This window comes from Piscinibacter sp. HJYY11 (genome assembly GCF_016735515.1).
Lineage (GTDB): Bacteria > Pseudomonadota > Gammaproteobacteria > Burkholderiales > Burkholderiaceae_C > Rhizobacter.
This window is the reverse complement of record NZ_JAERQZ010000001.1, coordinates 281,489-301,156: the sequence shown is the minus strand read 5'-3', so window position 1 is coordinate 301,156 and position 19,668 is coordinate 281,489. Positions and strand designations below refer to the sequence as shown.

The window sequence follows — 19,668 nt, the reverse complement described above, 5'->3', positions numbered from 1 at the left end:
CACCCACCGAGCCACCACCCCATGCCCATCTCTCGGGACCAGGACATCGAGCTTCGATTGCTCATCGACGCGATCTTCCACAAGTACCACTACGACTTCCGCGGCTACGCCACCGCTTCGCTCAAGCGGCGCCTGGGCACTGCGATGACGCGCTTCGGCTGCAGCACGCTCTCGCAGCTGCAGGACAAGCTGCTGCACGACCCCAGCGCCTTCCCGCCGCTGCTCGACTACCTCACGGTGCAGGTGAGCGAGATGTTCCGCGACCCGGGCTACTACCGGGCGCTGCGCCACGAGGTGGTGCCGCTGCTGCGCACCTACCCGTCGCTCAAGGTCTGGGTGGCGGGCTGCAGTGCGGGCGAGGAGGCCTACTCGCTGGCCATCCTGCTACGCGAGGAGGGCCTGCTCGAGCGCACGCTGATCTACGCCACCGACATCAACACCGATGCCTTGAAGCGCGCCGAGGCGGGCGTCTACCCGCTGGAGCAGATCGCGCTCTACACGCAGAACCACCAGAAGAGCGGCGGCCACTCGTCGCTCTCCGACCACTACACCGCCGCCTATGGCCGCGCGGTGTTCGACAAGTCGCTGCGGCAGCAGATGGTCTTCTCGGACCACAGCCTCGCGACCGACAGCGTGTTCGCCGAGGTGCACCTGGTCTCGTGCCGCAACGTGCTCATCTACTTCGACCGGCAGTTGCAGGACCGCGCGCTGGGGCTCTTTGCCGGCGCGTTGTGCCGCAAGGGCTTCCTGGGGCTGGGCAGCAAGGAGTCGCTGCGCTTTTCGGTCCACCGCGACGCCTTCGACGACTTCGTGGCCGAAGAGCGCATCTACCAGAGGCGCAGCGAAGGATGAGTGCCATGCCCCGAATCCAGGCCGTGGTGATCGGCGGCTCGGCCGGTGGGGTCGACGCGCTCGCGGTCCTGCTGCCCGCGCTGCCCGCCGATCTGCAGGTGCCGGTGATCGTGGTGCTGCACCTGCCGCGCGAGAAGCCGAGCCTGCTGGTCGAGATCTTCGCGCGCCAATGCGCACTGCCGGTGAGCGAGGCCTGCGACAAGGCACCCATCGAGCCCGGCACGCTCTACTTCGCGCCGGCCGACTACCACCTGCTGGTCGACGAGGGGCCGAGCTTCGCGCTCTCGGTCGACGAGCCGGTGCACTTCTCGCGGCCTTCGATCGACGTGCTGTTCGAATCCGCTGCCGACGTCTACGGCGAACACCTGCTCGCCGTGGTGCTCACCGGCGCCAGCCAGGACGGCGCCGCGGGTCTGGCTGCCGTGCACCGTGCCGGCGGCCTCACGGCCGTGCAGCAGCCCTCGGAGGCACCCTCCCCCTACATGCCCGAATCGGCACTGCGTGCGAGCCCCGCCGCCCAGGTGCTGCCGCTGACCGGCATCGCCGAACTCATCGCCAAACTGGCCGCCACCGCAGCATGAACCTCGACAACCGCCACCCCGCACCACGCCCGAAGGTCAAGTGCCTGCTGGTCGACGACCTGGCAGAGAACCTGCACGCCCTGTCGGCCCTGCTCGCCGACGACGAGGTGGAGCTGCTGCAGGCCCGCTCGGGCACCGAAGCGCTGGAGATCCTGCTGGTGCACGAAGTGGCGCTCGCGCTGATCGACGTGCAGATGCCCGAGATGGACGGCTTCCAGCTCGCCGAGATGATGCGCGGCGTGCAGCGCACGCGCGACGTGCCCATCATCTTCGTCACCGCCGGCAGCAGCGACCGGCATCGCCAGTTCCAGGGCTACGAGAGCGGCGCGGTCGACTTCCTCTTCAAACCCATCGAGCCGCACATCCTCAAGAGCAAGGCCGAGGTCTTCTTCCAGTTGTGGCGGCAGAAGCAGCAGCTCGCGTGGGAGCTGCAGGAGCGCACCAACTCCCTGCGCATCCAGGAGATGTTCACCGCGGTGCTGAGCCACGACCTGCGGGGCCCCCTCTCGGCCATCCAGCTCTCGGCCAAGATCCTCGAGAAGCGCGCCGACGAAGACGCGCAGGTCATCGGCGGGCGCATCGCGCGCAGCGCCAAGTGGATGGGCCGCATGATCGAGGACCTGCTTGACGTGACCCGGGTGCGCCTGGGCCACGGCATCCCGATCACGCGCGCGCCGGTCGACCTGGCTTCGCTCGTGCAGGGCGTGATCCAGGAGCGCCAGGTGCTCAACCCCGACCGGCAGGTCGAGCTGCAGACCGAGGGCAAGCTGCAGGGCGCGTGGGACGCTGACCGACTGGTGCAGGTCGCCTCCAACCTGATCGGCAACGCGCTGCGCCACGGCACCGGCAACGCCGTGACCGTGAAGCTCGACGGCCGCCGCAGCGACCGGGTGGTGATGTCGGTGCTCAACGAGGGCAACATCCCCGCCGAGCTGCTGCCGTCGATCTTCGACCCATTCCGGCGCGGGCAGCGGCAGAGCAACCGCACCGAAGGCCTGGGGCTTGGGCTCTACATCGTGCAGCAGGTCGTGCAGGCGCACGGCGGCACGATCCAGGTCTCGTCGGAGCCGGGGCAGCCCACGCGCTTCGACGTGAGCCTGCCGCGCGAATGAACGCTCAGGCCGTCTCGGGCCGGGCCAGGCGCTCGGCCACGATGGCCAGCACCTGCGGGTTCCAGGGCAGGCCCATGTGGCTGCCTTCCACCTCGACGTTCTCGCCGTCGCAGTCGCCTTCGAGCACACAGGTCTCCCAGGCCACCACACCATCGGTGCGCGAGTAGATCGAGGTGGTGGGCACCGGCGGCGTCTCACGCAGCCGAGCGGCGAGCTTGTCGTCGACGAAGGGCGGCTGGCCGTTGACCAGCCGGTAGAGCCAGGCGACGTTGGTCTCTTCGCCGCGCGACAGGAAGGGCGTGCCGAGCGTGATGACCTGGCGCACCATCGGCGCCTGCAGCTTGGCGATCTCGCGGGCGTAGATGCCGCCGAGGCTCCAGCCGACCAGGCTCACACGCCGGTTGTGCAGCGAGGCCACGCCGCGCACATGGGTGGCCAGGTTGTGCAGCCACTCGTCGATGTCGCCTTTCGGGCCGGTGTTGAAGCCCTGCTCCCAGTCGTAGACCGCGTAGCCGAGGGCTTCGCAGCAGTTGCGCAGCGGCACGAGCGATCGTTTGTCGGCTGCGAGGCCGGGAAAGATGATGACCGGGTGGCCGTCGCCCTCGGGCAAGGCCTCGCGGTCCATCAGGTGCATGGTCGCGTATTCGATGACCGCTCTGAACGGCTCCACGCCCAGCAGCGCCAGTGAAGGGGCCACGACCTGGGGGTGAGGGGCTGCCATCGACTTGTTCATCTGCTCCATCCTTTCCGAGAAGATCTCTACTGCGGTGCATCATGGGTGACGCAGGACGTCTCGCCCATCGGCAGTGAAGACCATTCGGATGTGCGAATTCGCCTACGCAGTTTTGCCGAGTGGCCATGCGGCATCCACCCGCACTCGAGGGAGCCCCCCGTGTTTGAAGGAGCGCGCGGCGCGGCCACGAAGCTGCTGCAAAGTTTGCGCAGGCGTGGCAAAGCGCACGGGGTGTCAGCGGTCCGGCTGCGAAGGTGTGGAGATCTCGCGCAGGGCCTCGTCGGCATGCTGCGTGTCGTGCGTGGCCAGGTCGCCCAGCGACACGATGCCCACGAGCTCGTGGCGTGCATTGAGCACCGGCAGCCGGCGGATCTGCATGTCGCTCATCTGGTGCGCGGCAGTCTCGGTGCTGTCGTCTTCGCTGACCCAGCGCACGCGCTCGCTCATCACGTCGGACACGCAGGTCTCCGCCGGCCCCTGGCCTGCGGCGACGGCGCGCACCGTGATGTCGCGGTCGGTGATCATGCCCAGCAGCTTCTTTCCGTTGCACACCGGCAGTGCGCCGACGTTCAGTTCGTCCATCAGCTGGGCAGCGCGCTGCAGCGACTCTTCGGGCGCGATGACCTCGACGTTGCGGGTCATCACCTCGGATACCGTTTGCATGGCAGCTCTCCTTCATTGGGAAACACATCACCGGCAACCCGCATACCGCGCGCTCGGAACAGCGCTTGCTCCTGGACCGAAGCCCTTCCCCTTCGTGTCCACCGAGGAGACCCCATGCCGCCCGCTTCCGCCGCCCGCCCGAACACCCGATGGTCCGCCTGGCACGCGGCACGCAACATCCTCGTCGTGCGGCTCGACAACCTGGGCGACGTGCTGACCAGCACCCCGGCCATCCAGGCCATCCGTCAGAGCTCGCCACAGGCGCGCATCACGCTGCTCGGCTCGCGCGCAGGCGCGGTGCTCGCGCGGCACGTACCCGCGATCGACGACGTCATCGCCTACGACGCGCCGTGGCTCAAGAGCCCGTCGCACGGTGACCTGACCGACCGCCGGCTGCTCACCGCGCTGCGCCGCGGGCTCTTCGACGCAGCGATCGTCTTCACCGGCTGCCGCCAGAGCGCCCTGCCCGCCGCGCTGATGTGCCGGCTGGCCGGCATCCCGCTGCGCCTGGCGCACTGCGCGGACAACCCGCACGGCCTGCTCACCGACTGGGTGCACGACACCGACGACGACTGCCCGGAGGGCATGCGCCACGACGTGGCACGCCAGCTCGACCTCGTGCGATCCGTCGGCTTCCACACCGCCAACGAACGCCTGGTCTTCCGCTACGCGGCGACCGACGTGCTGAGCATGCGGCGCAAGTTCGTCGCCGCCGGCGGCGACATGAACCGGCCCTACATCGTGGTGCACCCCGGCGCCTCGGCCGAGGCCCTGCGCTACCCGGCCGAGCGGCTGGGTGCGGCCGCCGAAGGCATCGGCCTCGACAGTGGCTGCCAGGTGGTCTACACCGGCGGCCACGATGAGGCGGCACTGGTGGCCCGTGCACAGGCCGGCATGCGCACGCCGTCGGTCTCGCTCGCCGGCCAGATGACGCTCGGCGAGCTGGCCGCGCTGATCGCGGGGGCGCAGGTCGCGGTGTGCACCAGCAGCGGCCTCGCGCACATGGCCGCGGCGCTCGAGACGCCGGTGGTGGTGCTGGCCGCGAGCGGCTCGGCGCAGCACGCGCCATGGCGCGCCAGGGCACACGTGCTCGAGCAGGTCCACCCCGATGAAGTGATCGAGGCGGCGCTCGACCTCATCGAAGCGCCACCGCCGGTGTGGGCGCCGCCGCTGCCGCTGCACGCGGCGGCCAACGCGGCGTCGTGGGTGGCGCTGCGCTGACTTGCGTGTGCCGAGGACGGGCGGCCGGCCTCAGGCCGCGTACTGAACGCCCGCGGCCCTCACCCGCTCGTCGATCAGGCGGTTCAGCTCGCTGGTGAGGTGGCGGCGCACCGGCCCGTGCGCGTCGTGCCACACGCACAGCTCGAACGACATCGAGGCCGCCGCGAGCGTGGGCCGCAGCACCTCGGGGCCCGGCTCCTTCAGCACCTGCGGGTGGGCGAGTGCCGCATCGAGCAGCGCCTGCTCCACCACATGGGGGTCGCTCGCGAGCGTCACGTGCACCGGGATGCGCAGGCGGATCGGCGCCGCGGCGTAGACGAGGTTGGTCACCTGGTCGGTGATGAACTTCTGGTTGGGCACGAGGATGGCGATGTTGTCGTGCGTGACGATCATCGTGCGGCGCGCGCCGATGTCGCGCACGGTGCCCTCGATCGTGCCCATCTCGACCCGGTCGCCCACCTTGATGGGCCGCTCGACCATGATGATCACGCCGCTCACGAAGTTGCTGAAGACGTTCTGCAGGCCGAAGCCCACGCCGACACCCAAGGCGCCCGCCACCACGCTCAGCGCGGTGAGGTTCACCCCGGCGTTCTGCAGGATCAGCACGAAGCCGACGATCAGCACCAGGTAGCGCAGCATCGAGCCGAAGGCCTGCCGCGTGCCTTCGTCGAGATGGGTGTGCGTGAGCGCGCGGCGGATCAGCCAGGAGCGCATGGCGCCGGCGATCCAGAACAGGGCCACCAGAAAAACGGTGACCTTGAGCAAGGACGAGACGGTGAATGTCGCCGCGCCGAGCGTGAAGAGTTCGAAGTCGTAGTCGCGCCAGGAGGCCAGCCAGTCGGGTATCCGCATCAGAAGCGTTCCACCACCATCGCGCGCAGTCAGCGGCCCACGGCCTTCTCGAGCTGGGCCTTGGTCATGCTGGAGCGGCCCTTGATGCCGCGCTGCCGGGCCTCGTTGTAGAGCTGGTCGTAGGTGCGGCCCTGCGCGCCGCTGTGCGAGCGCTTCCCGCCGCGGTGGCCCGACGACACGTCGTCGACCGAGCTGCGGCTCGCCTCGCGCGCTTCGCCGTGGCGCGCGCGCTCCTTGTTGACGGTGCGTGCGGCGATCTCCTCGGCGAGCTTCTCGCTCTTGCCGCCGGACTTGAGGCTGTCCTTGATGTGCGAGTACTGGCGCTCGCGCTTGTCGCTCCAACGGTTCTCGGGCATGGCGTTCTCCTGTTGATGATGACGAGAGCTCACATCTGCTTGGGAATGGTCTTGCCCTCTGAATTGCCTCCCAGCCCGCCCGGCTTGACGGGCGTGGCGATCACCCCGCAGGCGATGCGCCGCCCGGCATTGCCCGAGGGCTGCGAGTTGTAGTCGTCGGGGTCGGCGTGCACCACCAGGGCCTTGCCGATGAGGTCGGCCGCGCCGGTACCGAGCAGGGTGCCCTTGACCTCGAAGTTGGCCACCGCGACGCCGGCCGCATCGGCCTTCAGCGACGGCAGGTCGCCGGCGTGGTGCTCGCCGTGCTGCGGCCCGTGGGGCTTGCCCTCGGGGTTGAGGTGCTCGCCGGCGCTGCTGGCGTCGGGTGCCGAGCAGTCGCCCTTCTCGTGCACATGGAAGCCGTGCTCCCGGTTGGGTGCGAGGCCGGCCACGCGGGCGCGCACCACCACGCGGTCGCCTTCCTGCGCCATGCGCACCATGCCATTGGCCTGCTGGCCGCTGGTCGGGGTGAGCATCGTGATGGCGGTGGGCGGTGCAGGCGTGCTGGACGCGCAGCCCCACAAACCGATCACGGCCACCGAGGCCGCTGCGAAGAGACGAGACGTATGGAAGGGGATGTACAGCATGGCGGACCTTCGTTCTGCCGCCACGATGGCGTGGCGATTGGCGATGGTCGCGCGCGCTTCGCACGCATGCTGTAGGACGACGCCGAGACCGGCCGTCAGTGGCCGCGCATCGCGCTCAGCCGCTGCGGCGCAGGTGCACGATCAGGCCTTCGATCGGCTGGCGCTGCTCTTCACGCACGGTCTCGCGGGCCATGCGCGCGACCTCGAAACCGTGGCTGGCGGCGAGGCGGCGCAGGTAACCCTCATGATGGGCATAGCGGAGGCTCGGCTGCAGGGTGAAGCCGGTCAACTCGTTCGCGCCCTCGGTCTCGGCGGAGAAGGCAAACACGCCGCCGGCGGGCATCAGCCTGGAGAGCGCTGCAAACACCGGCGCCAGGTCACCGAGGTAGATGAACACGTCGGCGGCGAGCACCAGGTCGTGCGGCTCGGCAGTGGTGGCGAGGTGCTGCACGATCTCGCCGTGGTGCAGCTCATCGTAGACGCCGCGTGCGCGGGCCTGCTCGAGAATGCGCGGCGCGAGGTCGAGGCCCACCAGGCGTTGCACCAGCGGCCGCACAAGCGGGCCGCAGAGGCCGGTGCCACAGCCGAGGTCGAGCGCGGAGCGGAACGCTTGCGGGTGAAGCTGCGCGAGCGGTGCGGCCAGGCCCTCGGGCACGCGGTAGTGGAGCACGCCGACGAGATGGTGGTCGAAGTCTTCGGCATAGTCGTCGAAGAGCGCCTGCACGTACGACGCCGGCGAGCGGGGCGGTGCCGCCGCCTCGCCCAGGCCGGCCAGGCAATAGGCCATCAGCTCGGGGTCGGCGCCGAGGTCGAGCGCCTGGCGGTAGAGCGTACGCGCCTCCTCGAGCGAGCCGCTGTCGCGCAGCAGGTCGGCCTGCTGGACCAGCTTGCCCAGGCCGTTGCGCCGGTGCAGCAGCGCGTCGGCATTGCCGGGCTCCACCGCCAGCACCTGGTCGGCACAGGCGATGGCCTCGGCGGGGCGGCCGAGCGCGACGCGCGTGGCCGCAAGGTTGATCAGCGTCGACACCCGGCCGGGCACGTGCTGCAGCGAGGTCTCGAAGGCACGCTCGGCCTCGGCCACGCGGCCGGCCTGCAGGTGGGCCAGGCCGTCGAAGAAGGCGGTCTTGGCCTGCTCGAAGGCAGCGGAGTCTGGCGGGGGTGACGTTGGGGTGGACATGGCCGGGATTATCCCGGCGGCTCGTCCGTGCCGACGTCGAAGCGGGCAACGATCACCGCATCGAGCGCGAGCGCACCCTGCCCCGCCGGGCCCACCCACACCGGGTTCAGGTCCATCTCGTCGAGCTGCGCGGCATGGGCGGCAACGAAGCCGGACACCTTCATCAGCAGGTCCACCAGCGCCGGCACGTCGGCCTTCGCGCGGCCGCGCAGGCCATCGAGCAGCGGGAAGGCGCGGATCTCGCGCACCATCGCCTCGGCTTCGGGGCGCGACAAGGGCAGCACCCGGCGTGCCACGTCGCGGAACAGCTCCACGTGGATGCCGCCCAGGCCGAAGGTCAGCACCGGGCCGAGCACCGGGTCTCGGCTCACGCCCACGAGCACCTCCACGCCACCTGCGGGCGCCATCGCTTCGACCAGCAGGCCATCGATGGCCGCGCCGGGGCGGTGCTGGTACACGTTGCCGTGGATGCGCGACCAGGCTTCGCGCAGCGCCGCATCGTCGGCGATGCCGAGCATCACGCCGCCGGCTTCGGTCTTGTGCGTGATGTCTGCGCTCAGCACCTTGGCCACGACCGGGTAGCCGATGCGCTGCGCGACCTGCACCGCCTCGTCGGCGCTGCACGCCACGCCCGACGCCGGCACCGCGATGCCGGCCTTCTGCATGAGCGCCTTGCCATCTGCTTCGTTCAAGGTGCTCGGCGCGCCCGCCAGCTCCCCAGGCGGCATGCGCAGCAGCAAGGGCTCGAATGGCGCGGCGCCCGTCACCTGCGCGTCACGCCAGCGGGCCCAGTCGATCCAGCGCTTCACGCACTTGACCGCCTTGCCGACCGAGCCGACGGGCACCAGGCCCGCTTCGGCGTACACATCGACCGCTTCGCCGCGGCGGCTGCTCATCCACACCGGGACGATCGGCACCCGTGTCTGCTGCTGCACCCGCACGGCGCTTTCGGCCACCTTGATGGTCACGTCGCCGTAGTCGATGGTCACCGGGAAGAGCACGAGCGAGACACTCGGGTCTTCGCAGACGGCGAGCAAGGTCTTGTCGATGAGGCGCGGGTCGGTGATGACGGCAGTGGTCGTGTCCACCGGGTTGCCGATGGCGGCATACGAGGGCAGGCACTCGGCCAGCACCTTCGTGGTCTCGGGCGCGAACTGGGCCAGCGTGAGACCGGCCTGGCCCACCATGTCGGCGGTGAGCGCCGAGGCGCCGCCCGACGAGCAGTAGATCGCCACGTCACGCTTGCCCTTGGGCGGGTGCGAACGCGCGACGAGCGCGGCCATGTCGGCGAGCTCGTCGATGTCGTCGACCTCGATCACGCCGAGCTGCCGGAAAAGCGCGCTGTTGACCTCGGCCGAGCCGGTGAGCGAGCCGGTGTGCGACATCGCGGCCTTCTGCCCGTAGGCCGAGCGGCCGACCTTGAGGGCGATGACCGGCTTGCCGTTGGCCACGGCGCGCTGCACGGCACGCACGAACTTGCGGCCGTCCTTGATGCCCTCGATCAGCGTGACGATGACCTCGATGCCCTCGGCGTCGGCCATGTGCGCGATGAAGTCGCTCACCTGCAGGTCGACCTCGTTGCCCGACGAGCACCACAGGCCGATGCCCAGGCCGCGGTCCATCGCCTGCAGCACGTTGCGGCCGAGGCCACCTCCTTGCGTGGCCAGGCCGATGGGGCCGCGACGCAGGTCGTGCTGGAACGAAGGTGAGAAAGTGAAGCCCAGGCGCTCGTTGATGTTGCACAGGCCCGGGCAGTTGGGGCCATAGACGCGCAGCGTCGATGTCGTGACGATGCCGCGCATCTCGTCCTCGAGCGCCTTGCCGGCTGGGCCCGCTTCGCCGAAGCCGGAGGTGTAGACGATGGCGAAGGGCACACCGCGCGCAGCCGCCTGGCGCAATGCAGGGTTGACATGCACCGCAGGCACCGAGATGAGCACGAGGTCGGGCGTGCTCGGCAGCGAGGCGACGTCGGGCCAGCAGCGCATGCCGGAGACGCTCTCGCGCTTCGGGTTGACGAGCATCACCTCACCCTTGAAGTCGGAATGCTTCAGCAGGTTGATGAGGGCGCGGCCGCCGATGCTGCCGGGGTCGTCGGAGGCGCCCACGAGTGCGACGGAACGCGGCGAACACAGGAGAGAGAGATCAGGAAGCGAGTCGTGCATGGGAACTGCGGAAGACTGATCAGGAGATGGCGTTGATGCCCAGGATCTCGCGGCCGATGATGAGCGTCTGGATCTCGGTGGTGCCCTCGGGGATCATGCCGCCGCGGGTGTCGCGGAAGATGCGCTCGATGGGCAGGTCGGTCGAGTAGCCGCTGCCACCGTGCACCTGCAGGGCCATGCTCGCCACCTCGTGCGCCGACTCGGTGGCGTAGAGCTTGGCGATGGAGCAGGCCTGGCGCACGTCCTGCCCGAGCTGCAGCGCGTGGGCCGCGCGGTAGCCGAGCGCGCGGGCCGCTTCCACGCGCACCGTCATGTCGACGATGTGCTTCTGCACCAGCTGGTAGCTGCCGATGAGGCGGCCGAACTGCTTGCGCTGCTTGACGTAGTCGATCGAGAGATCGAGCGCCGCCTGCGCCGCGCCGACCGCGCCCATCGCGATGTTGAGGCGGGCCGCATCCAGCCCTTTCAGCGTGCCCTTCAGCGCCTGGCCTTCCTGGCCGACGAGGTTTTCCTTCGGGATCTTCACGTCGTTGAAGCCGAGCTCGGCGGTGCCGGTGCAGCGCAGCACCATGGTGTCGAGCCGACGCACGTCGTACGGGCTCTTCGCACGCTCGACGATGAAGGCCGACAGGGCGCCGTCGCACGTGGGGCTGTAGGTGCGCGCGACGATCATCGCCACGTCGGCAAAGGCGCCGTTGGTGATCCACATCTTGCGACCGTTGATCACCCAGTGATCGCCCTTCAGTTCGGCACGCGTCTGGATGCCCGCGATGTTGGAGCCGGTGTCGGGCTCGGTGAGGCCGGTGCAGACCTTCAGCTCGCCGCGCAGCGCCGGCTTGAGGAAGCGCTCCTTCTGCTCGGGCGTGCCATGCGTGGCGATGCGGTTGATCGAGCCGTTGGTGATGTTGCACATGGTGCGCAACGAGAGCCAGTGGTAGCCGGCCTCTTCCATCATCATGGCCCAGGTGGGGTAGTCGATCCCCATGCCGCCGTCGTCTTCGGAGAGCGTGCCGCCGAGGTAGCCGAACTCGGCCAATCGCGGCAACAGCTCGAACGGAAAGCTGCGCTCGGCCTCGTGCTTCGTGATCAAGGGCACGACTTCGGCCTTCATGAAACGCCGGATGCTGTCGCGCAGTGTGACTTGTTCTGCGTTCAGGTCAATGCTCATCGTCCGTACTGCTTGTGAAGGTGTTGTGCGCCCATGGTGTCGTTCGACGAGCAGAACGGCACGTGGGGCAAACGTGCATGCACGGTAGCGACTTTGCTTGTTAGTCTGCAAGTATCTTGTTCACCCGGTCGCTCGTAGCGCTGCGTGGAACGACCCGAGGCAACGAAAGGAAATGCGATGACGAAGTTGCGTGTCCTGTTGATGGCGGTGGCGGCGCTGATGCTGACGGATGTGCCCGCGCGTGCACAAACCTATCCGGTGAAACCGATCACCTGGGTCGTGCCGTTCACTCCCGGTGGCGTGACCGACACCACCTCGCGCGCCATCTCCAAGAAGATGGGCGAGGTGCTGGGTCAATCGTTCGTCGTCGAGAACCGGCCGGGCGTCGGCGGATCGCTGGCCACCGAGCAGGTGATGAGCGCCGCGCCCGACGGCTACACCGTGCTCTACGCGACCTCGGGCACGATGGCCGCGAACCTCGCGCTCTACAAGACGCTCAAGTACCAGCCGCTGCGCGACTTCATTCCCGTCCACGGGATGTTCATGTCGCCCACCGTGCTGGTGGTCGAAGCCTCGCGGCCGTACAAGACGATGAAGGAGCTCATCGACTACGCGAAGGCCAACCCCGGCACGCTCAACTACGGCTCGGCAGGCCCCGGCACCGGCACGCACCTCACGAGCGAGATGGTGCAGGCCAAGACGGGCACGAAGATGACCCACGTGCCCTACAAGGGCAGTACGCCCGCGCTGCAGGACCTGCTCGGCGGCCGCCTGGACTTGATGTACGACTACACCGTGACGCTGCTGCCACACATCAAGTCGGGCAAGCTGCGCCCGCTCGTGGTGATGGGCACGAAGCGGCTGCCCGCCCTGCCCGATGTGCCGACCATCGCCGAAGCGGGATTCCCGGGGCTGGAGTCGAGCAGCTGGTCGGGCATCGTCGTGCCGGCCGAGACGCCGGCGCCCATCGTCAGGAAACTCTCGGCTGCGATGCACACCGCGCTCACCGACAAGGCCGTCGTCGCGCCTTTCGAAGAGATCGGCAGCCAGCCGCTCGTCGGCTACGACGAGCAGAAGTTCAAGGCCTTCATCGCCGACGAGATGAAGAAGTGGGCCGAGGTGGTGAAGGTCTCGGGGGCCACGCTCAACTGAGCGCGCCACGGCCGCCTCGCGCTCCCCTCAACGCTCCCGGTAGCGGGACACCTCGAAGGCCGACACCGGCGGCGCCTGGTTGCCCCAGGCGCTGCGCACATGCGAGAGCACGGCCGCCATGTCGTCGTCGTTCAGTGTCCCAGCGAATGGCGGCATGCCAAAGGGCCGCGGATTGCCGGCGGTCGACGGGGCGAAGCCGCCTTCCATCAACACGCGCACAAGGTTGGCCGGCGTGGCCATCGTCACCGCACGGTTGCCCGCCAGCGCGGGGTAGATGCCCTTGGCGCCCTCGCCCGCATCGCCATGGCAACCCGCACAGTGCTGGTCGTAGAGCTTCTTGCCCTGCGCCTGGTCAGGGCTCGGGCCCGGGAGGCTCGTCGCCCGAGAGGCGCTGGGCGGCAGGCTGCGCAGGTACTCGCCCATCGCGAGCAGGTCGTCGTCGCGCAGGTGCTGCGTGCTGCCGAGCACCACCTCGGCCATCGGGCCGAGCACCGAGGCGCGCGGGCTCATGCCGGTCTTGAGCAAGGTGGCGACCTCCTGCGGCGGCCAGTTGCCAACGCCGGCCTCGTGGGGGTCGCTCAACGACGGCGCGTACCAGTTCTGCACCGGGATCAGGCCGCCGCTCAGGTCGAGCGTGCCACCCGTGGCGCCGAGCGCGTTGCGGTGGCCGTGGCAGGCGTTGCAATGGCCCAGGCCGCGCACGAGGTAGGCGCCGCGGTTCCATGCAGCCGACTGGGACGCATCGGCAGTGTGCGTCTCGGGCTTGAAGTAGAGCGCGCGCCACACGGCGAGCGCGGCCTGCGTGCCATAGGGGAAGCGCATCGAGTGCTCGCGGTTCGGCTTGGCCACCGGCGGCAGGCTGCGCAGGTAGGCGTAGATCGCGTCGGAGTCGGCGCGCGTCACCAGCGTGTAGTTGGTGTACGGAAACGCGGGCGACAGCAGGCGGCCGTCGCGCGAGCGGCCGTTGTGCATGGCGCGCCAGAAGTGCGAAGCGCTCCACTGGCCAAGGCCGGTCGCTGCGTCAGGCGTGAGGTTGGGGCTGTAGATCGTGCCGAAGGGTGTGTCGATGCCGCGGCCGCCGGCATACGGCACGCCGCCGCGCTCGGTGTGGCAGCCGGCGCAGTTGCCGGCGCGTGCGAGGTATTCGCCGCGCTGGATCAGCTCGGGCGTGGCGGCGACAGGCGCCTCGTCGAGCGGGTCTTCGCCACGCAGGTTGAGGCCGACGACCACCGCACCCGCGAGCAGCACGAGCACCAGCACGACGAGCCATGCGCGCTTCATCGCACGGTACTCCCCTCGCCAGTCCCCCCGCAGCCCATCGGCATGGGCCCAGGCAAGGCGGCGGCTGGCTTGGCCGAGGCTGGCAACGGCTGCGCGGCCAGCCAGTGCGACACGGCACTGACGTCGTCGGGCGTGAGCACTTTCGCGATCTGCGCCATGCAGTCAGGCGCCATCGCGCGGCGGGCGCCCGACTTCCATGCACCGAGTTGCCCGGCGATGTAGTCGCGCGGGATGCCGAGGAGGCCCGGCAGGTGCGGCGTGACGCCGGTGAAGGTCGTGCCGTGGCACTGCGCACATGCGGGGATCTTGCGCGACGGGTCGCCGCGCAGCGCGAGCGCTTCGCCGCGTGCGAGCACGTCGGCCGGCACCTGCGCGGGCCGCGGTGGTGCGTACGGCAGGTCGAGCGACGCGAAATGCGCGGCGATCTCGCGAAGGTAGGCGTCTGACAGCGGATCGATCAGCCGCGTCATGGGCAGGTAGTGGCGCCGGCCATCGCGGAAGTTGACGAGCTGGTTGTAGAGGTAGCCCGCAGGCTTGCCGGCGATGCGCGGGTAGTAGCCGTCCCGCGCGGCGCGGCCCTCGGGGCCGTGGCAGCCGGTGCAGGCTTGCATGCGCTGGGCCATGCTGTCTTCGACCGCCACTGCCGACGCCGACCACAACACGCACACGAGCGCCGCGCAAAGAGACTTCATGGTCCCGAGCTTAGCGGGCAGTGCCGTCGCCGGTGTACTGGACAAATTGTCTCAGTCGGCAGCAGGGACGAGTCGCAGGCGCGTGATCTCCGAGGGCGCACCGAAACGCTTGGGCGGGCCCCAGTAGCCGGTGCCACGGCTCGTGTAGACCCAGAGCCGGCGCAGCTTGTGGAGGCCGGCCGTGAACGGCTGTTGCAAGGGCACGAAGAAATTCCACGGGAAGAACTGGCCGCCGTGCGTGTGGCCGGAGATCTGCAGATCGAAGCCGGCACGCTCGGCGGCTTCGGCGCTGCGCGGCTGGTGCGCGAGCAGCACACGCGTGGCATCTGCGGGCGCACCGGCCAGCGCGGCTTGCGGGTCGCTGCGGTGCGAGGGGTCGAAGAGATGCGCGGTGTAGTCGGCCACGCCGGCCACCACGATGGGTGCGGCGCCGTGCTGCAAGACGGTGTGTTCGTTGAGCAGCACACGGATGCCCAGGCGCCTGAGCTCGGCGATCCACGCGTGGGCGCCGGAGTAGTACTCGTGGTTGCCGGTCACGAAGAAGGTGCCATGGCGCGAGCGCAGCTCGGCCAACGGTGCCACATGGGGGCCGAGCTCGCGCACGCTGCCGTCGACCAGGTCGCCGGTGACCGCCACCATGTCGGCGTCGAGCTGGTTGACCTTGTCGACGATGGCCTGCAGGTAGGGCGCCTTGATCGTGGGGCCGACGTGGATGTCGCTGATCTGCGCGATGGTGAAGCCCTTCAGCGACGGCGGCAGGCCGGCGATGGGCACCTCGACCGAGACGACACGTGCGCGGCGGCGCGCGTTCACGAAGCCCCAGAGGGTGACCAGCGCGCCGACAGCCGGCACCGCCTGGCCGGTCCAGCGCGCGAGTTCAGCCGGCGCTCCGGCGATCGACCCGGCCAGCAGCACCAGCTCGCGCAGCAAGGTCAGCACGAAGAGCGACGAAAAGAGCCCCATGAAGACGAACCCCGCCCAGGCGAGACCTTCGGCCGCGCGGCGGTTCTGCATGCGCCGGGCCGTCATGCTGAGCGGCATCAGCACGGTCGAGGCGAGGAGCACCAGCGCGAAGCCCCAACCCGCCGCACCCCCCAGCTGCGGCACCAGTCGCCAGCCGATGTACAGGTGCAGCAAGGCGACGATGAGCGTGATCGGTGTGAATGACATGGCGGCAGTCGCAGTCGATGGGAAGCCTGCAGGTGGGCCCGACTGTGCGCGAGTTCAATGGAGCGCCGCGTCCAGACGCAAAAAAGCCCCTTGCGGGGCTTCTTGTCAGGCTGTGCTGGCGGAGACGGAGGGATTCGAACCCTCGATGCAGGTTTTGCCCACATACTCCCTTAGCAGGGGAGCACCTTCGGCCACTCGGTCACGTCTCCAGCACAGGGCGGCATTCTAGTTCAGAACATCGCCTTCAAAGCGCAACGATCAGGCAGCTTGTTGCTCGAGGTCGAACGCCTTGTGGAGGGCCCGCACCGCCAGTTCCATGTACTTCTCGTCGATCACGACGCTGGTCTTGATTTCGCTGGTGGTGATCATCTGGATGTTGATGCCCTCTTCCGAGAGGCAGCGGAACATCTTGGCGGCCACGCCCACGTGCGAGCGCATGCCGATGCCGACGATGCTCACCTTGCAGATCTTGTTGTCGCCGGTCACCTCCTTGGCGCCCATCTGCTGCTGGACCTTGTTCTTCAGCAGATCGATGGTGCGGGCGTAGTCGTTGCGGTGCACGGTGAACGAGAAGTCGGTCTTCCCGTCGTGCGACACGTTCTGGATGATCACGTCGACGTCGATGTTGGCGTCGGCGACGGGGCCGAGGATCTGGAAGGCGATGCCGGGCTTGTCGGGCACGCCGGCGACGGTGATCTTGGCTTCGTCACGGTTGAACGCGATGCCTGCAACAACGGCTTGTTCCATTTTTTCGTCTTCCTCAAAAGTGATCAGGGTGCCGGACTTGGCCTCTTCGACGAGGTCGATGTCCCAGGGGGTGAAGCTGGAGAGCACGCGCGTGGGCACGCGGTACTTGCCGGCGAATTCGACCGAGCGGATCTGCAGCACCTTGGAACCGAGGCTGGCCATCTCGAGCATCTCTTCGAAGCTCACGGTGTGCAGGCGGCGTGCCTCGGGCACGATGCGCGGGTCGGTGGTGTAGACACCATCGACGTCGGTGTAGATCAGGCACTCGTCGGCCTTCATCGCGGCCGCCACGGCCACGGCCGAGGTGTCGGAGCCGCCACGGCCGAGCGTGGTGATGTTGCCCTTGTCGTCCACGCCCTGGAAGCCGGTGATGACGACCACCTTGCCGGCGGCCAGATCGGCTCGCACGCGCTTGTCGTCGATGCTCTGGATGCGGGCCTTGGTGTACGACGAGTCGGTGGCGATGGGCACCTGCCAGCCGGCATAGCTCACGGCCTCCAGGCCTTCAGCCTGCAGTGCGATGGACAGCAGGCCCACCGACACCTGCTCGCCCGTGGACGCGATCATGTCGAGCTCGCGCAGCACGCCGTCGCTGGCAATCTCGGGCGACAGCTCCTTGGCCAGGCCCAGCAGGCGGTTGGTCTCGCCGCTCATCGCCGAGGGCACGACGACCATCTGGTGCCCGGCACGCGCCCACTTGGCCACGCGTTTGGCGACATTGCGAATGCGCTCCGTGGAGCCCATGGAAGTGCCGCCGTATTTGTGAACGATGAGTGCCATGAAAAGAGCCGGTCGTAGGAGGGAAACCGCGCATTTTAGCCGCGCTCCCAGCGCAAGCCCAGCTGCGGTTGGCCAGGCAGCGCCTGCACGCGTGCATCAATGCCCAGCCCAGGCACGAAGACGAGCTGGCCGCCGCTGTAGACGAGCGGCCCGTCGCGCTCCCACGCGGGCACGTCGGCCGCCTGGTACTGCTTCTTCAAGCTGCGGGCCGGCCGCCCGATGCCCGCCATGAACTGCTCGCCGCCAGTGCGGGGCCGCAGTTCGAGCTGCGCCAGCCACGCGCTGTGCACACCGCCCTCGCGGACCCTGACCGCCACGAGCACGCCGCCCCAGCGGGGCAACGGGTAGCGGCCGGCCTTGAGGATGCGCAGGCTGGTCTCGGGCTCCGCGTCGGCGGTGTGCGCCGCACGCTGGTGCGTCAGGCGGCCACGATGGCGGTGAAGCACGCCTTGCGGCCACTCCCAGCGTGCATCTCCCGTGCCGGGCAGCTCAGCCTGCAGCCGCTGGAGCAGCGTCGAGCCAGGCAAGGCCCCGCCCTCGCGCAAGAGCCAGGCACGCAGGGCATTGACCTGCCGCGGTGGGCTGAGGGCCCGCCAGGCCGACAGCTTGAGGCCCTCGGCATCGGCTACCTCGGCGAGGTCGATGGCGGCCAGTTCGGCCAAGGCTTCGGTCGCCTGTGCCGCCCAGGTCGCCGCGTCGGCCAGGCTCGCATCGGCCTGCGGAAAGGCCGCCGCGAGCGACGGCCACACCTCGAGGCGCAGCCGATTGCGGGCGAAGCGCGCTTGATCGTTGCTGTCGTCGTCGACGAACCGCAGACGGTGCTGCCGCACGTAAGCTTCGATTGCCGACCGGGGCCGTTGCAGCCACGGGCGTTCCCATCGCACGCCATCGCGCTCGGCCACCGGCGGCATGCCGGCAAGGCCGGCCACACCGGCACCGCGCAGGGCCTGCAGCATGAAGGTCTCGGCCTGGTCGCGCTGGTGGTGGGCGAGCAGCACCACGGACGCGCCTTCCTGAAGCGCCATCTCGCGCAGCGCCCGGTAGCGCTCGCGGCGGGCCCACGCTTCGACACTCTCGCCCACCGCCGGACGACGCGCGAGCCGATGCGCACAAAGGCGAACAGGCAAGCCTTGCTTCACCCAGCGGGCGCACTGCCGCTGTGCGTGCAGCAGCCAGTCATCGGCATGCGGGCTCAGCCCGTGGTGGACATGGAGGGCAAGAACTTCAACGCCCTGCCCCACCGCGGCGGTGGCGGTGGCATGCAGCAGGGCGGTGGAATCGCGGCCGGCGCTGTAGGCGACCGCGATGCGTCGAGGTGGATCAGCGGTCGCTGGTGTCCGTGAAGCGGCCATAGGACTGCAGTCGCTCGTAGCGCCGCTGCAGCAGTTCCTTGGGCTTGAGGTCGACGACCTGGCGCAAGGCATCGTTCAAGGCACGCTTGAGGAACGCGCACATCTGCTTCGGGTCGCGATGGGCACCGCCCACGGGCTCGTTGACGATCTTGTCGATGAGCCCCAGGGCCTTCAACCGGTGGGCGGTGATGCCGAGTTGCTCGGCTGCGTCGGGTGCGCGCTCTGCCGTGCGCCACAGGATGGAGGCGCAACCTTCCGGCGTGATCACCGAGTAGGTCGAGTACTGCAGCATCAACACCTGGTCGCCCACGCTGATGGCCAGCGCGCCGCCCGAGCCACCTTCGCCGATGATGGTGACGATGATGGGCACTTCGAGCTGGGCCATCTCGTAGATGTTGCGGCCGATGGCTTCCGACTGGCCACGCTCTTCGGCGCCGATGCCGGGGTAGGCGCCCGGGGTGTCGACCAGCGTGAAGACCGGCAGGCCGAATTTTTCGGCCAGCTTCATCAGGCGCAGGGCCTTGCGGTAACCCTCGGGGCGCGACATGCCGAAGTTGCGCATTGCGCGCTCTTTCGTGTCACGGCCCTTCTGGTGACCGATGACCATGCAGGCCTGGCCATTGAAGCGGGCCAGGCCGCCGACGATGGACTGGTCGTCAGCGAAGTGGCGGTCGCCACGCAGCTCCTGGAAGTCGGTGAAGACCTCGTTGATGTAGTCCATCGCATACGGCCGCTGCGTATGCCGCGAGATCTGCGTGACCTGCCACGGGGTCAGGTTGGAATAGATGTCCTTGATGAGCTGCTGGCTCTTCTTGCCGAGCCGGTCGATCTCTTCGGAGATGTCGACGGCCGATTCGCTTTGTACATAGCGCAGCTCTTCGATCTTGGTTTCAAGCTCGGCAATGGGTTGCTCGAACTCGAGGAAGTGTCGTTTGCTCATCCGTCAGGATCCCGGTGTGTTGACGCGCAGGGCGCGCGTTTTGCGTGAGGC

At 68.8% G+C, this 19,668-nt stretch carries 19 protein-coding genes and 1 tRNA gene; 5 read left to right on the top strand and 15 right to left on the bottom strand.

What is annotated here, in order from left to right:
• Positions 1-21: 21 nt before the first annotated feature.
• From JI745_RS01430 to JI745_RS01420, 3 genes are read left to right on the top strand one after another with little or no spacing between them, the layout of a single operon-like run.
• A complete protein-coding gene (locus tag JI745_RS01430; protein ID WP_201803192.1) occupies positions 22-852 on the top strand; it encodes a protein-glutamate O-methyltransferase CheR in 831 nt (276 codons plus the stop codon).
• Between the two features lie 5 nt (positions 853-857).
• The gene (locus tag JI745_RS01425) at positions 858-1,433 is read left to right on the top strand and encodes a chemotaxis protein CheB (protein WP_404932789.1); all 576 of its coding nucleotides are present in this window, start codon (positions 858-860) and stop codon (positions 1,431-1,433) included.
• Complete coding sequence (locus JI745_RS01420; protein ID WP_201803190.1) at positions 1,430-2,545, top strand: hybrid sensor histidine kinase/response regulator; 1,116 nt, start codon at positions 1,430-1,432, stop codon at positions 2,543-2,545. The genes JI745_RS01425 and JI745_RS01420 overlap by 4 nt, the downstream gene beginning before the upstream one ends.
• A gap of 4 nt (positions 2,546-2,549) precedes the next feature.
• Here JI745_RS01420 and JI745_RS01415 read toward each other — a convergent pair whose 3' ends face one another.
• Complete coding sequence (locus JI745_RS01415) at positions 2,550-3,278, bottom strand: triacylglycerol lipase (protein ID WP_201803189.1); 729 nt, start codon at positions 3,276-3,278, stop codon at positions 2,550-2,552.
• A 234-nt stretch (positions 3,279-3,512) separates the two neighbouring features.
• Complete coding sequence (locus JI745_RS01410; RefSeq protein ID WP_201803188.1) at positions 3,513-3,941, bottom strand: CBS domain-containing protein; 429 nt, start codon at positions 3,939-3,941, stop codon at positions 3,513-3,515.
• Between the two features lie 114 nt (positions 3,942-4,055).
• Here JI745_RS01410 and JI745_RS01405 point away from each other — a divergent pair, with 114 nt between their 5' ends.
• Entirely contained in the window at positions 4,056-5,162 is a 1,107-nt protein-coding gene (locus tag JI745_RS01405; protein WP_201803186.1) for a glycosyltransferase family 9 protein, read from the top strand.
• 30 nt (positions 5,163-5,192) lie between these two features.
• On the opposite strand, the gene JI745_RS01400 is transcribed toward JI745_RS01405, so the two are convergent.
• From JI745_RS01400 to JI745_RS01375, 6 genes are all read right to left on the bottom strand, one after another.
• The gene (locus tag JI745_RS01400; RefSeq protein ID WP_201803184.1) at positions 5,193-6,014 is read right to left on the bottom strand and encodes a mechanosensitive ion channel family protein; all 822 of its coding nucleotides are present in this window, start codon (positions 6,012-6,014) and stop codon (positions 5,193-5,195) included.
• A 29-nt stretch (positions 6,015-6,043) separates the two neighbouring features.
• Positions 6,044-6,370, bottom strand: a complete 327-nt coding sequence (locus JI745_RS01395) for a plasmid stabilization protein (protein WP_201803182.1) — start codon at positions 6,368-6,370, stop codon at positions 6,044-6,046.
• A gap of 29 nt (positions 6,371-6,399) precedes the next feature.
• Positions 6,400-6,996 (bottom strand): superoxide dismutase family protein, encoded by a 597-nt coding sequence (locus tag JI745_RS01390; protein ID WP_201803181.1) that lies wholly within the window; start codon positions 6,994-6,996, stop codon positions 6,400-6,402.
• Between the two features lie 115 nt (positions 6,997-7,111).
• A complete protein-coding gene (locus JI745_RS01385) occupies positions 7,112-8,173 on the bottom strand; it encodes a class I SAM-dependent methyltransferase (RefSeq protein WP_201803179.1) in 1,062 nt (353 codons plus the stop codon).
• An 8-nt stretch (positions 8,174-8,181) separates the two neighbouring features.
• Entirely contained in the window at positions 8,182-10,335 is a 2,154-nt protein-coding gene (locus JI745_RS01380) for an acetate--CoA ligase family protein (protein WP_201803177.1), read from the bottom strand.
• A gap of 19 nt (positions 10,336-10,354) precedes the next feature.
• Positions 10,355-11,503, bottom strand: coding sequence for an acyl-CoA dehydrogenase family protein (locus JI745_RS01375; RefSeq protein WP_201803176.1), 1,149 nt, complete (start codon positions 11,501-11,503; stop codon positions 10,355-10,357).
• 177 nt (positions 11,504-11,680) lie between these two features.
• Here JI745_RS01375 and JI745_RS01370 point away from each other — a divergent pair, with 177 nt between their 5' ends.
• A complete protein-coding gene (locus JI745_RS01370) occupies positions 11,681-12,655 on the top strand; it encodes a tripartite tricarboxylate transporter substrate binding protein (RefSeq protein ID WP_201803174.1) in 975 nt (324 codons plus the stop codon).
• A gap of 27 nt (positions 12,656-12,682) precedes the next feature.
• Here JI745_RS01370 and JI745_RS01365 read toward each other — a convergent pair whose 3' ends face one another.
• The 7 genes from JI745_RS01365 to JI745_RS01335 form a co-directional block, all read right to left on the bottom strand.
• Positions 12,683-13,936 (bottom strand): cytochrome c, encoded by a 1,254-nt coding sequence (locus tag JI745_RS01365; protein WP_201803172.1) that lies wholly within the window; start codon positions 13,934-13,936, stop codon positions 12,683-12,685.
• Positions 13,933-14,628 carry a c-type cytochrome gene (locus JI745_RS01360; RefSeq protein ID WP_201803170.1) on the bottom strand — a complete coding sequence of 232 codons (696 nt, stop codon included), beginning with the start codon at positions 14,626-14,628 and terminating at the stop codon, positions 13,933-13,935. The genes JI745_RS01365 and JI745_RS01360 overlap by 4 nt, the downstream gene beginning before the upstream one ends.
• Before the next feature lie 51 nt (positions 14,629-14,679).
• The gene (locus JI745_RS01355; RefSeq protein WP_201803168.1) at positions 14,680-15,798 is read right to left on the bottom strand and encodes a metallophosphoesterase; all 1,119 of its coding nucleotides are present in this window, start codon (positions 15,796-15,798) and stop codon (positions 14,680-14,682) included.
• 116 nt (positions 15,799-15,914) lie between these two features.
• Positions 15,915-16,007 (bottom strand) — tRNA-Ser (locus tag JI745_RS01350).
• A 49-nt stretch (positions 16,008-16,056) separates the two neighbouring features.
• A complete protein-coding gene (locus JI745_RS01345; RefSeq protein WP_201803167.1) occupies positions 16,057-17,325 on the bottom strand; it encodes an aspartate kinase in 1,269 nt (422 codons plus the stop codon).
• Between the two features lie 35 nt (positions 17,326-17,360).
• Entirely contained in the window at positions 17,361-18,677 is a 1,317-nt protein-coding gene (gene tilS / locus JI745_RS01340; protein ID WP_201803165.1) for a tRNA lysidine(34) synthetase TilS, read from the bottom strand.
• Positions 18,646-19,617 (bottom strand): acetyl-CoA carboxylase carboxyltransferase subunit alpha, encoded by a 972-nt coding sequence (locus JI745_RS01335; protein ID WP_201803163.1) that lies wholly within the window; start codon positions 19,615-19,617, stop codon positions 18,646-18,648. The genes tilS and JI745_RS01335 overlap by 32 nt, the downstream gene beginning before the upstream one ends.
• Positions 19,618-19,668 lie beyond the last annotated feature (51 nt).